General features: G+C 31.3%; 16 protein-coding genes and 1 other RNA gene. 14 read left to right on the forward strand and 3 right to left on the reverse strand.

From position 1 onward, the window contains the following. Positions 1 to 18 precede the first annotated feature (18 nt). Both KV700_RS02140 and KV700_RS02145 read left to right on the forward strand, forming a co-directional pair. Positions 19 to 1,890 (forward strand): TonB-dependent siderophore receptor, encoded by a 1,872-nt coding sequence (locus KV700_RS02140; RefSeq protein WP_218598932.1) that lies wholly within the window; start codon positions 19 to 21, stop codon positions 1,888 to 1,890. Positions 1,891 to 1,895: 5 nt separating this feature from the next. Then, positions 1,896 to 2,981, forward strand: coding sequence for a YncE family protein (locus tag KV700_RS02145; RefSeq protein WP_218598934.1), 1,086 nt, complete (start codon positions 1,896 to 1,898; stop codon positions 2,979 to 2,981). A 75-nt stretch (positions 2,982 to 3,056) separates the two neighbouring features. Here the strand turns inward: KV700_RS02145 and KV700_RS02150 are convergent, their stop codons facing one another. The 3 genes from KV700_RS02150 to KV700_RS02160 are packed head-to-tail and all read right to left on the reverse strand — an operon-like array spanning position 3,057 to position 4,908. After that, a complete protein-coding gene (locus tag KV700_RS02150) occupies positions 3,057 to 3,569 on the reverse strand; it encodes a hypothetical protein (protein ID WP_218598936.1) in 513 nt (170 codons plus the stop codon). A 3-nt stretch (positions 3,570 to 3,572) separates the two neighbouring features. Then, positions 3,573 to 4,292 (reverse strand): DUF3307 domain-containing protein, encoded by a 720-nt coding sequence (locus KV700_RS02155; RefSeq protein WP_218598938.1) that lies wholly within the window; start codon positions 4,290 to 4,292, stop codon positions 3,573 to 3,575. Between the two features lies 1 nt (position 4,293). Next, positions 4,294 to 4,908, reverse strand: a complete 615-nt coding sequence (locus KV700_RS02160) for a SatD family protein (RefSeq protein WP_218598940.1) — start codon at positions 4,906 to 4,908, stop codon at positions 4,294 to 4,296. Between the two features lie 239 nt (positions 4,909 to 5,147). On the opposite strand from KV700_RS02160, the gene KV700_RS02165 reads away from it, so the two are divergent. The 12 genes from KV700_RS02165 to KV700_RS02220 all read left to right on the forward strand — a co-directional run bounded on the left by KV700_RS02165 (position 5,148) and on the right by KV700_RS02220 (position 20,820). Beyond that, the gene (locus tag KV700_RS02165; RefSeq protein ID WP_218598942.1) at positions 5,148 to 7,469 is read left to right on the forward strand and encodes an ATP-dependent helicase; all 2,322 of its coding nucleotides are present in this window, start codon (positions 5,148 to 5,150) and stop codon (positions 7,467 to 7,469) included. A 141-nt stretch (positions 7,470 to 7,610) separates the two neighbouring features. Further along, complete coding sequence (locus tag KV700_RS02170) at positions 7,611 to 8,273, forward strand: DUF4290 domain-containing protein (protein WP_166384912.1); 663 nt, start codon at positions 7,611 to 7,613, stop codon at positions 8,271 to 8,273. Between the two features lie 3 nt (positions 8,274 to 8,276). Continuing rightward, a complete protein-coding gene (gene murA / locus KV700_RS02175) occupies positions 8,277 to 9,587 on the forward strand; it encodes a UDP-N-acetylglucosamine 1-carboxyvinyltransferase (RefSeq protein ID WP_218598943.1) in 1,311 nt (436 codons plus the stop codon). A gap of 38 nt (positions 9,588 to 9,625) precedes the next feature. Further along, positions 9,626 to 10,174 carry an HNH endonuclease gene (locus KV700_RS02180; RefSeq protein WP_218598944.1) on the forward strand — a complete coding sequence of 183 codons (549 nt, stop codon included), beginning with the start codon at positions 9,626 to 9,628 and terminating at the stop codon, positions 10,172 to 10,174. A 91-nt stretch (positions 10,175 to 10,265) separates the two neighbouring features. Further along, positions 10,266 to 10,814 (forward strand): nucleotide exchange factor GrpE, encoded by a 549-nt coding sequence (locus KV700_RS02185; RefSeq protein ID WP_166384918.1) that lies wholly within the window; start codon positions 10,266 to 10,268, stop codon positions 10,812 to 10,814. A 67-nt stretch (positions 10,815 to 10,881) separates the two neighbouring features. Then, positions 10,882 to 12,027, forward strand: a complete 1,146-nt coding sequence (gene dnaJ, locus KV700_RS02190; protein WP_218598945.1) for a molecular chaperone DnaJ — start codon at positions 10,882 to 10,884, stop codon at positions 12,025 to 12,027. A gap of 195 nt (positions 12,028 to 12,222) precedes the next feature. Then, an RNA gene (gene rnpB, locus KV700_RS02195) (RNase P RNA component class A) lies at positions 12,223 to 12,524 on the forward strand. 234 nt (positions 12,525 to 12,758) lie between these two features. Further along, complete coding sequence (locus tag KV700_RS02200) at positions 12,759 to 15,536, forward strand: bifunctional aconitate hydratase 2/2-methylisocitrate dehydratase (RefSeq protein ID WP_218598946.1); 2,778 nt, start codon at positions 12,759 to 12,761, stop codon at positions 15,534 to 15,536. A 523-nt stretch (positions 15,537 to 16,059) separates the two neighbouring features. Next, positions 16,060 to 18,327: an aconitate hydratase gene (locus tag KV700_RS02205; protein WP_218598947.1), complete on the forward strand. Its 2,268-nt coding sequence runs from the start codon at positions 16,060 to 16,062 to the stop codon at positions 18,325 to 18,327. Positions 18,328 to 18,391: 64 nt separating this feature from the next. Then, positions 18,392 to 19,087, forward strand: a complete 696-nt coding sequence (locus tag KV700_RS02210; RefSeq protein WP_218598948.1) for a peptidoglycan DD-metalloendopeptidase family protein — start codon at positions 18,392 to 18,394, stop codon at positions 19,085 to 19,087. 68 nt (positions 19,088 to 19,155) lie between these two features. Next, positions 19,156 to 19,827 carry a Crp/Fnr family transcriptional regulator gene (locus tag KV700_RS02215; RefSeq protein WP_166384928.1) on the forward strand — a complete coding sequence of 224 codons (672 nt, stop codon included), beginning with the start codon at positions 19,156 to 19,158 and terminating at the stop codon, positions 19,825 to 19,827. Between the two features lie 75 nt (positions 19,828 to 19,902). Beyond that, a complete protein-coding gene (locus KV700_RS02220) occupies positions 19,903 to 20,820 on the forward strand; it encodes an anti-sigma factor (protein WP_218598949.1) in 918 nt (305 codons plus the stop codon). Positions 20,821 to 20,903 lie beyond the last annotated feature (83 nt).

The raw sequence follows: 20,903 nt of genomic DNA on the forward strand, positions 1-20,903 counted from the left end.
ATAAAGGTTAAACAGATTATGAAAAAACACTTATTTTTTACATTCTTTTTTATTATTACACAGGCTGTTTTAGCTCAAAATGATTCTATAAGAACTGTTTTGAAGGAAATAATTGTGGTTGCTGAACAAGAAAATAAAGTAATTGGACAAAAAAAAATAGAAATAGGAACTATTCAAATTATTAAAAATCCTATAAACTTCACTAATTTATTAAGATACAATAGTCCCATTTCTTTTAGAGATTATGGTAATGGAGGTATTAGTACAGCTCGTTTTAGAGGAACTTCAGCTTCTAATACGGCCGTTTTATGGAACGGAATTTCTATTAATGCAATGGGTAGCGGACAAACAGATTTTAACTCTTTGTCTGCAAGTATTTCAGATGAAATTGTTGTTAATAGTGGAGGAGGAAGTGTAGATTATGGTTCTGGTGCTATTGGTGGTACGGTACATTTAAATGACAATTTATCGTTTAAAAAACATAAAGATTTTAATTTATTTTCTTCTCACGGTAGTTTTAATACCACATCTAATTTCTTTAAAGCAAATGTTGGAACAGGGAAATGGGCTGTTAAGTTTGCAGCAACTTTAAATTATTCTGATAACGATTATACGTTTATAGATACTCGTTATAAAAATAACGACGGTAGTTTATTGAAAAATGAAAATGGAGTTTATAAAAATTATGGGGTAAACTTTAGTTTAGGATATAAAATTACAGACAAAAACAAGCTTTACTTTTATACGACTGGTTATTATGGTGATCGTTTGTTTTCTGATGGATTACCAAATCCTGCTGCTGGTAGCGAAAGAAATGAAGACTTTAATCAAAGAAATTTACTAAAATGGAAATATACTTTTTCTAATTTTACACAAACTGTAAACGTAGCTTATTTAACACAAGAATATAGGTATTATGATGACAAAAATGCTACAGATTTTGTTTTTGGAAAATCAAAAAACTATAATATTAACTATAATTTAAAGTATCGCTTTTCTAATTATTTAAAAATGGAAACGTCTTTTATTTATGATGAAAACATAGGAACAACAAATGATATTTTATCAAAAAGTAGAACATTTTTTGCAGCCTTGGCAAAAGTCACCTACAAGCCTACGGATAAATTAACAACAGCAATTAACTTTAGAAAAGAATCTAATTCAGATTTTAAAGTTCCTTTATTAGTTTCTCTTGCTGCAGAACAAGAAATTACAGATAATTTATTGTTAAAAGCAAATCTATCTACTAATTATAGAATACCAACTTTTAATGAATTGTATTGGCCAGTGGTTGGTAATTTAGATTTAATACCAGAAGAGTCTGTTCAGGGAGAATTGGGTGCTACTTTTAAGAAAAAGAATATAGAAATTACTTCTTCACTTTTCTATATTCATTTAAAAAATAAGATTTTATGGTTGCCAACCGCAGCGTCTAATTTATGGAGACCCAGAAATGTAGGCGATGTTACACATAGTGGAGTTGAAACGGCTATAAAATTATCAAAAAAAATTAATAAGCATTCTTTTAATTTTTCTACCAATTATACATTTACGTTAGCAAAAAATAAAGAAACGGATACCTTTCTGCCTTATGCGCCTATACATCTGTTAAATTTCAACTTAGATTATGAGTATAAAAAAATCTCTTTTTTTATTCAGCATTTATATCAAAGTAAAGTTTATACAAATGAAATTAACATCGATTTTTACTCCTTAAATTCTTTAAATGTCTCTAATTTTGGTAGTGATTTTAAGGTGTTTGAAAATCAAAAAAATACAATAAAAATAGGTTTTAAAGTTAATAATATATTTAATAATGTGTATTATTTTTCAAATTTACGTCCTATGCCAGGAAGAAATTATAACATTAATTTAAACTATAAATTTTAATACAAATGAAGATTACAAAATCAATTTTTAAACTATTCGTACTTAGTTTAGTTTTTACATCATGTTCAAATAATGATGAAGAATTCCCAGAAATAACAGGTAATTATAAAGACGGAATTATTGTTAGTGCAGAAGGTAGTTTCAAAAGTAAAGATGGTTCTATTTCTTATGTAAATGAGAATTTAAATAGATTGGCAACAAATTTTATATACACAGGAGTAAATAATGCTCAATTAGGTGGCCTAATACAATCTATAGCTTTTTCAGATACAGAAGCTTATATTATTTTAAATGATGTGAATACAATTATTGTTGCAGATAGATATACTTTTAAGAAAATTACAGAAATTAATACAGGTTTAGCAAACCCTAGATACATGGCAATTTCTAATGGTAAAGGGTATGTTACTAATTGGGGGGCAACTAATTATACTACAAATGATGATTATTTAGCTGTTATTGACTTGTCTACAAATACCTTAGAAGCTTCAACGATTTCTTTAAGTTATGGTGTAGAACAAATAGTAGCTAGTAACAATAAGTTATATATAACTCATCAAGGAGCGTATTCTTCTAATAATATTGTTTCTGTGGTAGATTTATCAGCAGGAAATACAGTTACTGAAATTGAAGTAAATGATAATCCAGATGAAATTATTGTAGATAATTCAGGTAATTTAATTGTTTTATGTGAGGGAAATACGATTTATGATACAACAGATTGGTCTGTTATAGGTAGAACTACTTCTTCAATTTCTTTCATCAACACATCAACAAAAACTGTTACAAATCAAATAGAGTTCGCTGATCAGGAAAAAGCATCTTTAATGTCTTATGAAAACGGTACTATATACTATTATAAAGGTGCTGATAGCACTTTATATTCTATTGATGAGTCTGCTACTGCTTTAGCAACATCTGGTATAAATACAGGTAGTATTTATGGTATGGCGGTTAAAGATAATAAGTTGTTTACCACAAGTTATAGCTTTACAGCTTTAAGTAAATTAATCGTTACAGATTTATCTACTAAAGAAGAAATTTACACTGCACCAGTAGGTTTAGGTGCTTCAAAAATATACTTTAATTAAGAAAGAATAGCATTAGAAAAAGGGAAGAAGAAGAGCTCCATTTGTTTAAGAAATTAAACAAATGGAGTTTTTTGATTACAATAACTTTTTTACTTCATTTTTAATAAAACCAATAGCAGTATCCGTTGGTGGTAAGGTTTTAGAGTAATCGATAATCACCTTTTCCCGCAGTTCATTGGCTGTTTCTGCCGTTTCTGCAACTTGTCTTAATTTATTAATAATCGTGTTTTTTGTAGCCACAACTGCTGTCCAAGTATCGTCTGTAATATACATTTGCTGCACTAAATTATGTTCAAACTCTTGGTCTATATTTGCAATCAACAATTGTAAATAATCTTGCGTATCCTCTGTAATTGGTTTAATTCTCACCAACATTTTAACAGGATTAATACGCTCACAAAACAACAACATTCTTTCGTAAGCTTGTAGTTTTATAGGTAAAGCTTCTTTTTTTCTTTGAGATAATAACGCTGTTTTTTCATCAGAATTTAGCTTTATTATCAATCTATTAAATATATAATAAGCAACGAAACCGGTAACAGTAGCGGGTAGAATATATGCAATGCTTTCTATTAGTTTATCTTCCATAAATTAGATGAATTTTAAAGTGTACAAATATAATACTCCTAAAAAGATAGCAATACCAAAACTTAATAAAGTACCAATTAAAATATATTCCGTTAATTTTCTGTCTTTAGATGATGTTAAATCTCCAAATCTAAAAACAGATTTTGCTGCTAGTAGAAAGCCGATTGCTTCCCAATGATTGGTAATTACAAACGTAAATACAAATAAACGTTCTAGAATACCAATATAACGACCTGCTTTTTCGAGAGAATCATCATTTTCTTTTTTACTTTCAGGATTCCATTGTGTAATTATTATTTTAATGATAATTGCGGAAACAAAAATAACCAACAGTAAAAAGATAATTAATAATAAGATTTGATCTGTTATTAAGTTTTCAGTTGATAAAGAAAAATCAACATAAAAAGAAGTTGCAAACACTAATACACTAAGATGCAAAACTTGATCTATAAAAAACCAAATTCGTTTTGTTTTCTTTTTTTGGAGATAGAGTTTTAAAAGATCTATACCATAATGAGATATTATAACTAACAGAAAAGCGAGCCAATATTCTTGTAATTTAAGTTGAAGGACTAGTAATAATAAAATAGCATGAATTCCTATATGGAAGTATAATTTTATCGACTTTACTTTCTTTTCTTCTTTGTCTTTTACCCATTTTTCTGGCTGAAAAACAAAATCACCTAAAATATGAGTTAACAAAAGTTTTAAAAATAAGAGCATTTTATAAATGTATTTTTTGATTGATAATTTTTCTAAAACGCTTTTCTAGTTTCATTACAGATTCAAATCCTGCTCTTTTTTGCCTTTCGCTTACTCTTCCTTGGGTAATTCCTAAAACTGCAGCAATTTCTTTTTGAGTACTATTTACAGACTCTAAAGAGAGTTTAAAAACTTCGGCAGAATTTTGCGTCCAAGAATCCATGGTTAATAAAGCTAAGTCAAAAGCAATATTTAATTCTTCATCAATTTCTTGCCAAGGTGTTTTAATCGCAATAGTTTGCTTCTTTAAGTAAGTGTCAAATGCATAGCCAGAATTTACAAAAGCTTCTCCGTTAGAGGCTGTAACCTCTGGAGCATTAAATTCTTTTTCTCCAATTCCAATGCCAATTCTAACATCTATATCTACTGTAGATTTTAAATGAGATTTCAACTTTAGAGCTGCGTAAAATGCCTTTTCAGAGTTTTCTATTTCTAATTGAAAGCTATCTCCTCTGTAAATCTGCCAATATTTTGGAGAATCACCAAAAGTATTCAACGCTTCTTTTAGAGTTTCTAACCAAAAATTGTCATCCTTCTTTCTAGAATTGATGATGTCGCCTGTTAAAATACTAGTCATTTGTGAATCTTAATTTTTAGCTAATATATCATTTATTTAACTAAAAGTCAATATTATCTGCCTGTAAGCAGATAAACACAATTATCTGTCTATAGGCAGATAATTGTGTTTATCTGTTCTAGGGCAGATATCGTTATGATTTGTTATGTATAAATTGTGAATAAATAGTATTCATCTTCTTTTATAGAAACGAATAGTTTGGTTAATTTCACGCTTTCAAATTCTTTCAAAATAAACTATTGAGCACATATTTAGATTCTTTAAACGAAGCACAGAAACAAGCTGTCTTACAAAAAGATGGACCCATGATTATTATTGCGGGTGCAGGTTCTGGTAAAACACGTGTATTAACCTACAGAATTGCCCATTTAATGAAGCAAGGTGTAGATTCTTTCAACATTTTATCACTTACATTTACCAATAAAGCAGCCAAAGAAATGAAGGCAAGAATTGCCGGAGTTGTAGGTAACAGTGAGTCTAGAAATCTGTGGATGGGAACTTTTCACTCCGTTTTTGCTAGAATTTTACGTACCGAGGCAGACAAATTAGGTTTTCCAACCAATTTTACAATTTACGATTCTCAAGATTCTGTTCGTTTAATATCAGCAATTATTAAAGAAAAGAATTTAAATAGAGAACAATACAAGCCAAAACAGATTTTAGGTAGAATTTCTTCCTTTAAAAACAGTTTAATTACGGTTAAAGCGTATTTTAATAATGCAGATTTACAAGAAGCAGACTTACATGCAAGTAGGCCAGAAGTTGGTAATATTTATAGAACCTATGTAGATAGATGTTTTAAAGCTGGGGCAATGGATTTTGATGACTTGTTGTTAAGAACCAATGAGTTATTAGCGCGTTTTCCAGAAGTATTAGCTAAATACCAAGACCGTTTTAGATATATAATGGTAGATGAGTATCAAGATACAAATCACTCTCAATATATTATTGTAAGAGCTTTGGCAGACAAATTTGGTAATATTTGTGTGGTTGGAGACGATTCTCAGAGTATCTATAGTTTTAGGGGAGCAAATATTCAGAATATCTTAAATTTCCAGAAAGATTATCCGGATGTAAAAACCTTTAAACTTGAGCAAAATTACCGTTCTACAAGTAATATTGTAAACGCTGCAAATTCTGTAATCGAAAAAAATAAAACAAAATTAGATAAAGAAGTTTGGACCTCAAATGATCCTGGAGACGCTATAAATGTAATGCGTACCATTTCCGATGGGGAAGAAGGGCGTTTTGTAGCTCAATCCATTTGGGAAAACCAAATGAATCATCAATTAACTCCAGATGATTTTTGTGTTTTATATAGAACAAACTCGCAATCTAGAGCTATTGAAGATGCCTTGCGTAAAAAAGGAATTGAGTATACCATTTACGGAGGAATGTCTTTTTATCAAAGAAAAGAAATTAAAGATATTTTATCTTATTTACGTATTTTAATCAACCCAAATGATGAAGAAGCGTTAAAAAGAATTATCAATTATCCTGCTCGTGGTATTGGTGCAACAACCATAGATCGATTAATAATAGCTGCAAATCATTATAAAAAATCAATTTTCGATATTATAAAATATATTGATAAAATAGATTTAAAAATTAATGCAGGAACTAAAAATAAGCTTCGTAATTTTATGACGATGATGCAGAGTTTGCAAGTAGAATCGCAAACAAAAAATGCATTTGAAATTGCAGAAACCGTTGTAAAAAAGACGCTATTAATAAAAGATTTAGAAAAAGACGGAACGCCAGAAGCAGTTAGTAAAGTAGAAAATGTTCAAGAACTTTTAAACGGAATTAAGGACTTTATTACTGATAAAATTGAAGAAGGTGGCGATACCTCTTTAACTACCTTTTTAGAAGATGTTGCTTTGGCTACAGATTTTGACGCTAAAAAAGAAGAAGACAAACCATCTGTTTCTTTAATGACCATTCACCAATCTAAAGGATTGGAGTATATGTACGTATACATTGTTGGTTTAGAAGAAAACTTATTTCCTTCTGCAATGAGTATGAATACTCGAAGTGAACTAGAAGAGGAGCGAAGGTTATTTTACGTTGCTATAACAAGGGCAGAAAAAGTGGCCTATTTAAGTTATGCGCAAACCCGTTATAGATGGGGGAAATTGGTAGATGCAGAACCAAGTAGATTTTTAGAGGAAATAGATGATCAATATCTAAATTACATTACACCAAAAAGCACCAACCCAGCAATTAATAATTTTGTTGATAAAAGTATTTTTGATGATGCCCCAAAAGGAATTCGTTTTCAAAAACCAATTCAGCGTAAAAAAATGGAGCGAGATTTGGTAAAGAAGAAAGAGATGGTGATTCCTAAAAATTTAAAAAAGGTATCTCAAGCAACCTCAAAACCTAATTTATTTGATGGTAATATTATTGTGGGTAATTTTGTAGAACACAATAGATTTGGAACAGGAGAAGTAATTGCGCTAGAGGGAAATGGCCCAAATAAAAAGGCAGAAATTAAATTTGGTACTGTTGGTAAGAAGAAATTATTGCTTCAATTTGCCAAATTAAAAGTGATTGGTTAAAAATCATTCATAGAAACTAAAAATAAATTGTTATTTTGCAACATTAAATAACTACAAACTATAATTTTTCAGTTCTAGTGTTTTCTTTTGATTAAAAGGATAAAGGAAAATGTATCGAGAACACTTCTCAAAAATATAAAAATGACATTCGATTTAGAATACAATTCAGGAAGACCGTTAATGATAATACCAGAATACGGCAGACATATACAAAAATTAGTAGACCATTGTTTGGCTTTAGAAACTAAAGAAGAACGCGATAAAATGGCGAAAGCGATTGTAGATGTTATGGGGAATTTACAACCACATTTACGTGACGTTCCAGATTTTAAACACAAACTTTGGGATCAGCTATATATTATGGCAGATTTTAAATTAGATGTAGAATCTCCATATCCTCAGCCTTCAAAAGAAGAATTACAAGAAAAACCAGAAGGATTAGCGTATCCAAAATCTGCGTCTAGATATCGTTATTATGGTAACAATATTCAAACAATGATAGATATTGCTTTAAGCTGGGAAGAAGGCGAGAAAAAAGAAGCTTTGGTATTTACCATTGCAAACCACATGAAAAAGTGTTATTTAAATTGGAATAAAGACACTGTAGATGATGCTGTAATTTTTAAGCATTTATTCGATTTATCTGATGGTAAATTAGATTTACGAAATACAGAAGAAGAACTTTCTGAAAGTAAAAACTTGTTAAGAAAGCCACGTACACAAGGTCAAGGTACTACTGCAACGAAAGGTACTTACAAGAAACCACAACACAGTAATCAAAATAAAAATAGAAAAAGATATTAGTATATGGCATCATTTAAAATTGAAGGCGGTCATAAATTAAACGGAACCATTACTCCACAAGGAGCAAAAAACGAAGTTTTACAAATACTCTGCGCGGTTTTATTAACCCCAGAAAGAGTTGTTGTAAATAACGTTCCAGATATTATTGATGTTAACAAACTAATTTTTATTCTTGGAGAATTAGGTGTAAAAGTAAAAAAATTAAGTAGAAATTCTTACGCTTTTCAAGCGGATGAAATCAATTTAAAATATTTAGAATCTGCAGATTTTAAAAGAGACGGAAGCTCTTTACGTGGCTCTATTATGATTGTTGGTCCGCTTTTAGCTCGTTTTGGTAAAGGATATATTCCTAGACCTGGAGGAGATAAAATTGGTCGTAGACGATTAGATACCCATTTTGAAGGCTTTATAAGATTAGGAGCAAAATTCCGTTATAATAAAGAAGAACATTTTTACGGAGTAGAAGCAGCAGAGTTATTTGGTGTAGAAATGTTGTTAGATGAAGCTTCTGTAACAGGAACCGCTAATATTTTAATGGCATCTGTTTTAGCTACAGGAACTACAAAAATATACAATGCAGCCTGCGAACCTTATATTCAACAGTTATGTAAAATGTTGAATTCTATGGGGGCAAAAATCTCTGGAGTTGGGTCTAATTTATTAATAATAGAAGGAGTAGAAGCGCTAGGTGGTTGTGAGCATACTGTTTTACCAGACATGATTGAAATTGGTTCTTGGATTGGTGTTGCTGTAATGACCAGATCTGAATTAACAATTAAAGATGTTAGTTGGGATAACTTAGGGCAAATACCTAATGTATTTAGAAAATTAGGTATTACACTAGAGAGAAAAGGAGATGATATTTACATTCCTGCACAAGAATCGTATGAAATTCAAAACTTTATAGATGGTTCTGTTTTAACCGTTGCAGATGCACCTTGGCCTGGTTTTACGCCAGATTTATTAAGTATTGTTTTGGTAATAGCTACACAAGCAAAAGGAACCGTTTTAATACATCAAAAGATGTTTGAAAGCCGTTTATTCTTTGTTGATAAATTGATCGATATGGGCGCTAAAGTAATTTTGTGTGATCCTCATAGAGCTACCGTAATTGGTATGAATTTTGAAAGCTCTTTAAAGGCAACCAAAATGACATCGCCAGATATTAGAGCAGGAATTTCATTATTAATTGCTGCATTATCTGCAAAAGGAACAAGTATTATAAATAATATTGAACAAATAGATAGAGGGTACGAAAACATAGAAGCCCGTTTAAAATCTATTGGTGCTAAAATTGAAAGAATTGCTGAATAAAGAAAAGTTTTTTATGAATTTAAAAATACTTTTATATTATGATAAGAAGTTTGTGGAAAGAAGAGTGGAAGGATATTAAATTTGATGAGAAAATTTCTGATGTAAAAAAATTTAAGATTTCTAACTACGGAAGAGTTCTTTATATTAAAGACGATAAAGAATTTTTAAGAGAAAAAAGTTTTATTAATGGCTATGAAACCATTTATGTAAAACAAGTCGTAAATAATAAATCTACTAGTAGGTATGTACATAAATTAGTTGCTCAACATTTTCTAGAAAAAGAAAGTGAAGAGAAAATTTTTGTTTTGCATCTTAATTATGATAAAACAGATAATACACTAGAGAATTTAAAATGGGCAACAAAAAGAGAAAAAGAGTTGCATCAGTTTAAAAACCCTGTGTTTGTAGAATCTATAAAGAATAAAAAAAATAGTTATAAGCTAACAGAAGGAAAAGTAAAAATCATAAAAAGGCAGCTTAAAAATAAAAGAACAAGAATCACTATGATTGCCAAACGATTTGGAGTTTCAGATATGCAAATTCATAGAATTAAATCTGGTGAAAATTGGGGACATGTTAAAATATAAAGAAATTAAAAATAGTGTCAATCTGACACTATTTTTTTGTTGGCAACGTTTTTGCCTTTTAATAGTAGATATTTTAACGTTTACAAAGATAATGAGTAAGAAAGATAACACCCAAGAAGAAGAAATAAGAAACGAACAAGAAACTGTTCAAGTAGAAGAAAATCAAGAAGTTGAAGCAGAAGTTGTAAAAGAAGAACCTACAACAGAAGAGTTGCTTCAAGCTGAAAAAGATAAGTTTTTACGTTTGTTTGCTGAGTTTGAAAACTATAAAAAGAGAACATCCAGAGAAAGAATAGAATTATTTAAAACTGCTGGACAAGATTTAATGACATCTTTACTGCCAATTATTGATGATTTTGAACGTGCTCTGACACATATTGAAGATGATAAAGAGGCAGAAGAATTAAGAAAAGGAGTGTTGTTAATTTATCAAAAATTATTTAACACTTTAGAGTTAAAAGGATTGTCTGTAGTAGAAACAAAAGCTGGTGATGTTTTTGATGCTGAAATTCACGAAGCAATTACTCAGATTCCTGCTCCATCAGAAGATTTAAAAGGAAAAGTAATTGACTGTGTAGAAAAAGGATACAAATTAGGAGACAAAATTATTCGTTATCCTAAAGTGGTTATTGGACAATAAGTTACAATTAACAATGTACAATTACCATTGATCATTGATTACTGTTAATTGATAATTGAAATAAAACATGGCAAAACAAGATTTTTACGAAATATTAGGTCTTTCAAAATCTGCAACTCAAGCAGAAATAAAGAAAGGTTATAGAAAAATGGCTATTAAATATCATCCAGATAAAAATCCAGATGATACCGCTGCAGAAGAGAACTTTAAAAAGGCTGCAGAAGCGTACGAGGTTTTAAGTGACGAAAACAAAAAAGCACGTTATGATCAATATGGTCATGCTGGTTTTGAAGGTCCACAAGGTGGCGGCGGTTTCGGCGGCGGCGGAATGAATATGGATGACATATTTAGTCAGTTTGGAGATATCTTTGGCGGCGGCGGAGGCGGCGGTTTTGGAGGTGGCTTCGGTGGTTTTGGCGGTGGTGGAGGTCAACGACAAGCAAGAGTTAAAGGAAGTAATATGCGAATACGTGTAAAACTTACTTTAGAAGAAATAGCAAAAGGCGTAGAAAAGAAAGTAAAAGTTAGACGTAAAGTACAAGCAGAGGGAGTAACTTATAAAACGTGTACTACATGTAATGGTTCTGGGCAACAAATGCGCGTTACCAATACTATTTTAGGTAGAATGCAAACAGCTACTACTTGTGGTACTTGTTCTGGTGCTGGAGAGATTATTAGTACAAAACCAAGTGAAGCAGATGCACAAGGTTTAATTACAAGAGAAGAAACCGTTTCTATAAATATACCTGCAGGAGTTACAGAAGGTGTACAATTAAAAGTAGGAGGAAAAGGAAATGAAGCTCCTGGTAAAAACTCTATTGCTGGAGATTTATTAGTATTAATTGAAGAAGTTCCTCATGATATTTTAAAGAGAGAAGGAACTAATATTCATTATGATTTATATATTAATTTCTCTGAAGCAGTTTTAGGAACAAGCAAAGAAGTTGATACCGTTACAGGTAAAGTAAAAATTAAAATTGATGCTGGTACACAATCGGGTAAGATTTTAAGGTTAAAAGGAAAAGGTTTGCCAAGTATAGAGCGTTATGGTACTGGAGATTTTCTAATACATATTAATGTTTGGACACCACAAGAATTGAATAAAGAACAAAAACAATTCTTTGATAAAATGTCTGATAATGAGAATTTTAGACCAAGTCCAAATAAGTCGGACAAATCGTTTTTTGAAAAAGTTAAAGACATGTTCTCTTAAGGAAATGTTAATTTTAAATAAAAAAGTAACTTTTTAAAATAAGCTGTTTTTTTATTTAAATATTTAAAGTATATTTGCAGTGTTGCCGATTTTATCGGCAACACTTTTTCTTTTTCATAGCAATTTTTCCCACTCATTTATGAGTGGGTTTTTTTTATGATTAAAGAAAAATTCATAATATAATATAATATAGAAATTGCAGACTTATCTTATCGACTTGTTTTACAAGTAGGAAAGTCCGGACACCAAAGAGTATCATAGCGGATAACATCCGTCCAGCGAGAGCTGAGGACCAGTGCAACAGAAAGAATGTACAGTTAGGCTGTAGTGAAACCAGGTAAACTCTATGAGGTGCAATGCCATGTAAATTAGAGCTTGAGAGCTACTCGCTCGATTCTAAAGGGTAGGCAGATAGAAGTTACGAGTAATTGTAATTCTAGATAAATGATAAGAGCCTTTTTAAGGAACAGGATTCGGCTTATTAGTCTGCATTTTCTATATAATTATTAAAACTTCAAAATAAATCAATAAAGAAACCTTTTTATTGATTTAAAATCAGTGTTTTATCGAATAACTTTTTTTTATTCATTAATTTACGCAATCTATTATTTATCTTTTAATTTTAATATAAAAAATGTAAGTTTGTCAGACTAAAATAAAAAAATAATTTTACAGTATGTCTTTTCGTTTATAAGAATTAAAAGGGCTTACAGTAACTAAAGATTTCTTTCATGAGTATTTATAAAGACTACCTTAAGCAGATAGATGAACGTAAAGAACAAGGACTTCATCCACAACCAATTGATGGTGCAGAATTACTAAGCAAAATCATTGAACAAATTAAAGATTTAGAAAACGAGTACAGAGAAGAATCTTTAAACTTTTTTATCTATAATGTTTTACCAGGAACTACAAGTGCTGCTGTAGTGAAAGCTAAATTTTTAAAAGAGATTATTTTAGGTGAATCAATCGTAAAAGAAATTACAACTTCTTCTGCTTTTGAGCAATTATCACACATGAAGGGTGGACCTTCAGTAAGGGTTTTATTAGACTTGGCTTTAGGAGCCGATGCTGCCATTGCAAAACAAGCTGCAGATGTTTTAAAAACACAAGTTTTTCTTTATGAAGCAGATACAACACGTTTAGAAGAAGCATTTAATAAAGGTAATAAAATTGCAATAGATATTATTAAAAGTTACGCGAAAGCAGAATTTTTTACAAAATTACCAGAGATTGATGAAAAAATAGATGTAGTAACATTTATTGCTGGAGTTGGCGATATTTCTACAGATTTATTGTCTCCAGGTGGTGATGCTCACTCTCGTTCAGATAGAGAATTACACGGTCAGTGTTTATTTGAACACAACATTGCACAACAAAACGAATTAAAAGCAGTACAAGCACAACACCCTGATAAAAGAGTGATGTTAATTGCTGAAAAAGGAACAATGGGAGTTGGATCATCAAGAATGTCTGGTGTAAACAACGTAGCATTATGGACAGGTATTAAATCTAGTCCGTATGTACCATTTATTAATATTGCGCCGGTAATTGCAGGTACAAATGGTATTTCGCCTATTTTCTTAACAACTGTTGGGGTAACTGGTGGTATTGGTTTAGACCTTAAAAACTGGGTACAACAAAAAGATGCAGAAGGAAACACGATTCGTGATGCAAATGGAGACCCTGTTTTAAAAGAAGAATATTCTGTAGCAACAGGTACTGTACTTACTATTAATACCAAAGAGAAAAAATTATATAACGGAGATACAGAATTAAAAGATATTTCTGCAGCATTTACACCACAAAAAATGGAGTTTATGAAAGCAGGAGGTTCTTACGCTGTTGTTTTCGGTAAAAAATTACAAACCTTTGCTTCTAAAGTATTAGGTATAGATGTAGTGCCAGTTTATGCACCATCAAAAGAAATATCTATTGAAGGGCAAGGATTAACTGCTGTTGAAAAAATATTCAACAAAAATGCTGTTGGTACCACTCCAGGAAAAACTTTACATGCAGGTTCAGATGTTCGAGTAGAAGTAAACATTGTAGGATCTCAAGATACTACAGGTTTAATGACTTCTCAAGAATTAGAAATGATGGCTGCTACAGTTATTTCTCCAATTGTAGATGGAGCATACCAATCTGGTTGTCATACAGCTTCAGTTTGGGATGATAAATCGAAAGCAAACATACCAAGGTTAATGAAGTTTATGAACGACTTTGGTTTAATTACTGGTCGTGATCCTAAAGGGAAATATTTTCCAATGACAGATGTTATCCATAAAGTATTAAACGATCTTACAGTAGGAGATTGGGATATTATTATTGGTGGAGATTCTCACACACGTATGTCTAAAGGTGTTGCTTTTGGAGCAGATTCTGGAACCGTTGCCTTAGCATTAGCTACAGGTGAAGCTTCTATGCCAATTCCAGAATCAGTAAAAGTTACTTTTAAGGGACAAATGAAATCTTATATGGATTTCCGTGATGTAGTACACGCTACACAATCTCAAATGTTAAAGCAATTTGGTGGAGAAAACGTTTTTCAAGGAAGAATCATAGAGGTTCATATTGGAACATTGACTTCAGATGAAGCATTTACATTTACAGATTGGACTGCAGAAATGAAAGCAAAAGCGTCTATCTGTATTTCTGAAGATGATACTTTAATTGAATCTTTAGAAATTGCCAAAGGTCGTATCCAAATCATGATTGATAAAGGAATGGACAATGCAGGTCAAGTTCTTAAAGGTTTAGTAGACAAGGCAGAAAATAGAATTGTAGAGCTTAAAACAGGAATTAAACCTTCTTTAAGACCAGATGCAAACGCTAAATATCACGCAGAAGTTGTGATCGATTTAGATGAAATCGCAGAACCAATGATTGCGGATCCAGATGTAAATAACGATGATGTTTCTAAACGTTATACACACGATAACATTAGACCATTATCTTACTACGGCGGAACTAAAAAAGTAGATTTAGGATTCGTAGGATCTTGTATGGTTCATAAAGGTGATATGAAAATATTAGCTCAAATGTTAAAGAATGTTGAAGCTCAATATGGTAAAGTAGAATTTAAAGCGCCTTTAGTTGTTGCACCACCAACCTATAATATTGTAGATGAGTTAAAAGCAGAAGGAGATTGGGATGTTTTAGTAAAATATTCTGGTTTCGAATTTGATGACAACGCACCAAAAGGAGTAGCACGTACTGGATATGAAAATATGTTGTATTTAGAGCGTCCAGGATGTAACTTATGTATGGGGAATCAAGAAAAAGCAGCACCAGGAGATACTGTAATGGCAACATCTACACGTTTATTTCAAGGAAGAGTTGTAAAAGATTCTGGAGAGAAAAAAGGAGAATCTTTATTATCATCTACTCCAGTAGTTGTATTGTCTACAATTTTAGGTAGAACTCCAACTATGGCAGAGTATGAAGCAGCTGTAGACGGTATCGTTTTAACTAAGTTTAAGCCATCTCAAAAACAATTAGTGAGATAATCTAAAGATTAAAAATTATATTAAAAAGTCTGAGTTTTATACTCAGACTTTTTTTTTGCTCTTATTCAGAGAAAAATTATTTAAAGTAGTCCCGACCTGCAAGGTTTCCAAAACCTTGTAGGTCTTTTTTTTAGAAAAATGAATAAACTTTAATTAAAGCATACAAGTATAAAAGATACCTATAAGGTTAAACAAAACCTTGCAGAATGGTGTATAGAATTTATCAGCTTATGGTATACATATAATTTGTGGGTTACCACTCCTAAAAAGTCGTGGTCGGGCTTTTTATTACAATCTTTTTGTTCATACTTCTCAAAAAGGATTTCCATTTCAATCCCTAACCCGAGCTATTAGCATTTATGGAAGTAACAGCTATTTCCGAGCAACTATTTTCTATCAAAATTTTCTATTTCACTATCAGTATTAAATCTTTAGTAAGCAGCATTCAGTTATAAAAAATAGTAGATATTTTTGTATCTTAGTGTACTAATAAATATTAACCACTAAATTAGATATAAATCTTATGGCATTTGATATTAATATGATTAAAAAAGTGTATTCTAACGTAGTAGAACGTGTAGATGCAGCTCGTAAACTAACAGGAAAACCTTTAACTTTAGCAGAAAAAATCTTGTATTCTCACTTGTGGGATAAAACTACTAACAAAGCATTTGTTAGGGGAAAAGATTATGTAGATTTTGCACCAGATAGAATTGCTTTACAAGATGCAACTGCACAAATGGCATTATTGCAATTTATGCAAGCAGGTAAAAGTAAAGTTGCTGTGCCTACAACAACACATTGCGATCATTTAATTCAAGCTAAAAATGGAGCAAGTTCAGATTTACAATCGGCTCTAAATACAAGTAACGAAGTTTTTAATTTCTTAGAATCGGTTTCTAATAAATACGGATTAGGTTTTTGGAAACCAGGAGCAGGAATTATTCATCAAGTAGTTTTAGAAAATTATGCATTTCCTGGAGGAATGATGATTGGTACAGATTCTCACACAGTAAATGCTGGTGGTTTAGGTATGGTAGCTATTGGTGTTGGTGGTGCAGATGCTGTAGATGTAATGGCAGGTATGGCTTGGGAATTAAAATTCCCTAAATTAATAGGAGTGAAGTTAACCGGTAAATTATCTGGTTGGACTGCACCAAAAGATGTTATTTTAAAAGTAGCAGGTATTGTTTCTGCAAAAGGAGGAACAGGTGCTATTGTAGAATATTTTGGAGAAGGAGCAACTTCTATGTCTTGTACTGGTAAAGGTACTATTTGTAACATGGGAGCAGAAATAGGAGCAACGACTTCTACTTTTGGGTATGATGAATCTATGGAACGATATTTACGTGCTACAGATAGAAGTGATGTTGCAGATGCAGCCAATGAAGTAAAAGACTATTTAACAGGTGATGCTGAAGTATACGCTAACCCAGAAGAATATTTCGATCAAGTTATAGAAATTAATTTATCAGAATTAGGACCTTTATTAAACGGACCTTTTACACCAGATTTATCTACAGAAGTAGGAACTGATATGGCAAAAGCAGCTAAAGATAATGATTGGCCATTAAAAGTTGAATGGGGATTAATAGGTTCTTGTACCAACTCTTCTTACGAAGATTTATCAAGAGCTTCTTCTATTGCACAACAAGCTTTGGATAAAGGTTTAAAAATGAAATCGGAATTAGGGATAAATCCTGGATCTGAAAAAGTAAGATATACCGCAGACAGAGATGGTATTATTGGCATCTTTGAAAAATTAGATGCTAAAATATTTACCAATGCTTGTGGACCTTGTATCGGACAATGGGCTCGTTATGATGATCCAAAAAATGCACCTAAAAATAGTATTGTACATTCTTTTAATAGAAACTTTGCTAAGCGTGCAGATGGTAATCCAAATACACATGCTTTTGTTGCTTCACCAGAATTAACAGCTGCTATTGCTATTGCGGGTCGTTTAGATTTTAATCCAATTACGGATACATTAATCAACGAAAACGGTGAAGAAGTAATGTTAGATGAACCAACTGGTTGGGAGTTACCTCCAAAAGGTTTTGAAGTAAAAGATGATGGTTATTTAGCACCAGAAAAAGATGGAAGTCATGTACAAATTGCTGTAAAAGATGATTCTGACAGATTACAATTATTAGAGCCTTTTACGCCGTTAGGAAATGATTTAACAGGTGTAAAATTATTAATAAAAGCATTTGGTAAATGTACAACAGACCACATTTCTATGGCAGGACCATGGTTGCGTTATAGAGGGCATTTAGATAATATTTCTAATAACTGTTTAATTGGAGCTGTAAATGCTTATGGTAAAAAAACAAATTTTGTTAAAAATCAATTAACAGGCGAGTTTGGTGGAGTGCCAGATACAGCAAGAGCTTATAAAGCTGCAGGAATTAAATCTATTGTGGTTGGAGACCATAATTATGGTGAAGGTTCTTCTAGAGAACATGCTGCTATGGAGCCAAGACATTTAGGTGTTGCTGCTGTTTTAGTAAAATCTTTTGCTAGAATTCATGAAACCAACTTAAAGAAACAAGGAATGTTAGGTTTAACATTTAATAATGAAGCAGATTACGATTTAATTCAAGAAGATGATACGTTTAACTTTTTAGATTTAAATGAATTTGCACCAGATAAACCTTTAACTATAGAGGTTGTACATGCAGATGGATCTAAAGATATCATTATTACAAACCATACCTATAATCAAGGTCAGATTGAATGGTATAATGAAGGTTCTGCCTTAAACTTAATTAAAAAAGAAAATGCTTAAAATTTAAGTATTTTAAATATAAAGCTCTCGGAGAAATTCGAGAGTTTTTTTGTTCCCTACAATTATGAATACAGAAAAATTCAATCAGTTTTTAAGTCAAATATCTAAAGAGTCTTTAGCTGTAATTGATGTACAAATTTCTTTAGAGAGTTATTATCCTATCGCAATTTCTTCTCAAAATAAAGATTTATTACAATTTGATATCTCTTCTTCTTCGGAATGGGAAACATATATAAAATTATTTTTAGAACAAAACAAAGCTAAGGTAGCTTTTGGAGGTTATTTAGAAAAAAGGAATATTTACGATAGAAGCGAATATTTTAAAAATCAACTAGAAAATGAAAAAAGAAATATTCATTTAGGTATAGATTTATGGTGTGGTGAAAACACCAAAGTTTTAGCAGCTTTAGATGGGGAAGTTCATAGTTTTAAAAATAATAAGAATTATGGTGATTACGGACCAACAATCATTTTAAAACATCAATTAGAAAGTGAAACTTTTTATACTCTATATGGACATTTAACGCTAGCATCCATAGAAGATATAAAAATTGGAGACTTGGTTTTAAAAGGAAATATTATTGGGTATTTAGGAGATTCATCTGTAAATGGAGATTATGCACCGCATTTACACTTTCAAATAATTAGAGATTTAGAGGTTAATTTTGGTGATTATCCAGGAGTTTCATCCGAAGAAAATATAACGTTTTATAAGAAGAATTGTCCTGATCCAAATTTATTGTTAAAGTTTTTGGTTTAATTTATTAAATTTTGTAAGCTATTACTATGTTTTTAGACTTACTAAAACCAAAACTGAAACTCTTTTTTATGAATAACTTATGGTTTTTTGATAACGTAAATTTATTTAATCTTCTTTGTCCGCATAAATTTAAAGAATACAAAGAGTGTCATACTTTCGATGCTTATAAAAAGAGCGATTATATCTATTTTGAAGAAGACACGGCAAGTAAAATTTATTTAATTGAAAAAGGAAAAGTAAAACTAGGATATTATAATGAAGATGGTACAGAAGTAGTTAAGGCTATTTTAACCAAAGGAGAATTGTTTGGAGAAAAAGCCATTTTAGGAGTAGAAGTTAGAAATGAATTTGCTCAATCTGTAGATGCATCCACATCAATCTGCCCAATAGGAGTAGATACGATGCACGATTTAATGCGTGATAATAAAACATTTAGTTTAAAAATTTATAAGTTTCTTGGGCTTCGTTTTAAAAAATTAGAAAGAAGATTACAATTAATTTTATTTAAAGATACCAAAACACGTTTTTTAGAATTTATGAAAGAACTCTGTGAAGAGTTTGGTTATGATTGTGAAAAAACAGGAGATAAGGTTATTGAACACCCATATACACAGAAAGATATTGCATCATTAATAGGTACTTCTAGATCTAACTTAAATGTATTAATGAACGAGTTAAAAGAGGAAAGTATTATCACTTTTAATAGAAAAGAAATAAGATTACTTCAAAAAATAGCTTAAGTGTTCGCTAGCTAACATTTCAAGATGCTTTAAACATATAATTTTGTCATCAACATTAACATAAATATTAATAAGATGAAAAAAATTTTAAATTTAGCATTCGCATTTGCACTTGCAACTACTTTTGTAGCTTGTAGCGACGATGACAACAACAACAACAACATTGTACCAACAACAGGAGATTTAATAGTAGACTTTACAGGTTTAGAAGAATTAGGAGCTGATTTCGTTTACGAAGGATGGTTAATTGTAAACGGAAGCCCAGTAAGTACAGGTACTTTTACAAGTGTAACTTTTCCGCAAACGTATACTGTTGGTATTGATAATTTACAAGCAGCAACAACTTTTGTTTTATCTATTGAACCTGCAGGAGAAACTGGAGCAGATGCTTTAGCACCAGCAGCAACGAAGCTTTTAGCTGGTAACTTTTCTGGAGACACAGCAAGTGTAAATTCTGATAACATTGTTGTTGATTCTAGTGGAGAAATTAAAGCTTTAGGATCTTCTTGGGGAAAATACTTTTTAGCAACACCTACAGATAATGATGATAGCAATGAAGCAAGTGGAATTTGGTTTTTAGATAACACAACGCCTCCTGCTGTTGCCGGTTTAGGATTACCAACTTTAACAGATGGATGGAAATATGAAGGATGGGTAGTTTTAAACGGAACACCAGTAAGTACAGGTACTTTTACAGCTGTAGATGCTGCAGATGATAACGCTGCAACTTCACCTTATAAAGGGGCCGTTGGAAATGGACCAGGTTTTCCAGGAGAAGATTATGTAATGGGATCTGCTGCAGGTGTAGATTTTCCTACAGATTTAAAAGGAGCAACAGTAGTAATTTCTGTTGAACCTAGCCCAGATAATAGTCCAGCACCTTTTACGTTAAAGCCTTTGGCACATGTTGTACCAGCAGATGCAGATAACCATACCGTAATTTCTATGGGAGCAGGACCAAAAGCAGTTTTATCTGGAAGTGTAATAAGATAACAGAAAAAAAATATAATCTACTATTATGTTAATGGTTGATTTATTTGAAGGGCAATTATAGTTATATAATTGCTCTTTTCTGT

It is taken from the genome of Polaribacter sp. NJDZ03 (assembly GCF_019263805.1).
Taxonomy (GTDB): Bacteria; Bacteroidota; Bacteroidia; order Flavobacteriales; family Flavobacteriaceae; genus Polaribacter.

Excerpts from the sequence above, each read along its gene's own strand:
- KV700_RS02205 (WP_218598947.1), top strand. The coding sequence starts at position 16,060 with ATGGCATTTGATATTAATATGATTAAAAAAGTGTATTCTAACGTAGTA.
- KV700_RS02200 (WP_218598946.1), top strand. The coding sequence starts at position 12,759 with ATGAGTATTTATAAAGACTACCTTAAGCAGATAGATGAACGTAAAGAA.
- KV700_RS02170 (WP_166384912.1), top strand. The coding sequence starts at position 7,611 with ATGACATTCGATTTAGAATACAATTCAGGAAGACCGTTAATGATAATA.
- KV700_RS02220 (WP_218598949.1), top strand. The coding sequence starts at position 19,903 with ATGAAAAAAATTTTAAATTTAGCATTCGCATTTGCACTTGCAACTACT.
- KV700_RS02160 (WP_218598940.1), bottom strand. The coding sequence starts at position 4,908 with ATGACTAGTATTTTAACAGGCGACATCATCAATTCTAGAAAGAAGGAT.
- KV700_RS02150 (WP_218598936.1), bottom strand. The coding sequence starts at position 3,569 with ATGGAAGATAAACTAATAGAAAGCATTGCATATATTCTACCCGCTACT.
- KV700_RS02185 (WP_166384918.1), top strand. The coding sequence starts at position 10,266 with ATGAGTAAGAAAGATAACACCCAAGAAGAAGAAATAAGAAACGAACAA.
- dnaJ (WP_218598945.1), top strand. The coding sequence starts at position 10,882 with ATGGCAAAACAAGATTTTTACGAAATATTAGGTCTTTCAAAATCTGCA.
- KV700_RS02145 (WP_218598934.1), top strand. The coding sequence starts at position 1,896 with ATGAAGATTACAAAATCAATTTTTAAACTATTCGTACTTAGTTTAGTT.
- KV700_RS02140 (WP_218598932.1), top strand. The coding sequence starts at position 19 with ATGAAAAAACACTTATTTTTTACATTCTTTTTTATTATTACACAGGCT.
- KV700_RS02215 (WP_166384928.1), top strand. The coding sequence starts at position 19,156 with ATGAATAACTTATGGTTTTTTGATAACGTAAATTTATTTAATCTTCTT.
- murA (WP_218598943.1), top strand. The coding sequence starts at position 8,277 with ATGGCATCATTTAAAATTGAAGGCGGTCATAAATTAAACGGAACCATT.
- KV700_RS02155 (WP_218598938.1), bottom strand. The coding sequence starts at position 4,292 with ATGCTCTTATTTTTAAAACTTTTGTTAACTCATATTTTAGGTGATTTT.
- KV700_RS02210 (WP_218598948.1), top strand. The coding sequence starts at position 18,392 with ATGAATACAGAAAAATTCAATCAGTTTTTAAGTCAAATATCTAAAGAG.
- KV700_RS02180 (WP_218598944.1), top strand. The coding sequence starts at position 9,626 with ATGATAAGAAGTTTGTGGAAAGAAGAGTGGAAGGATATTAAATTTGAT.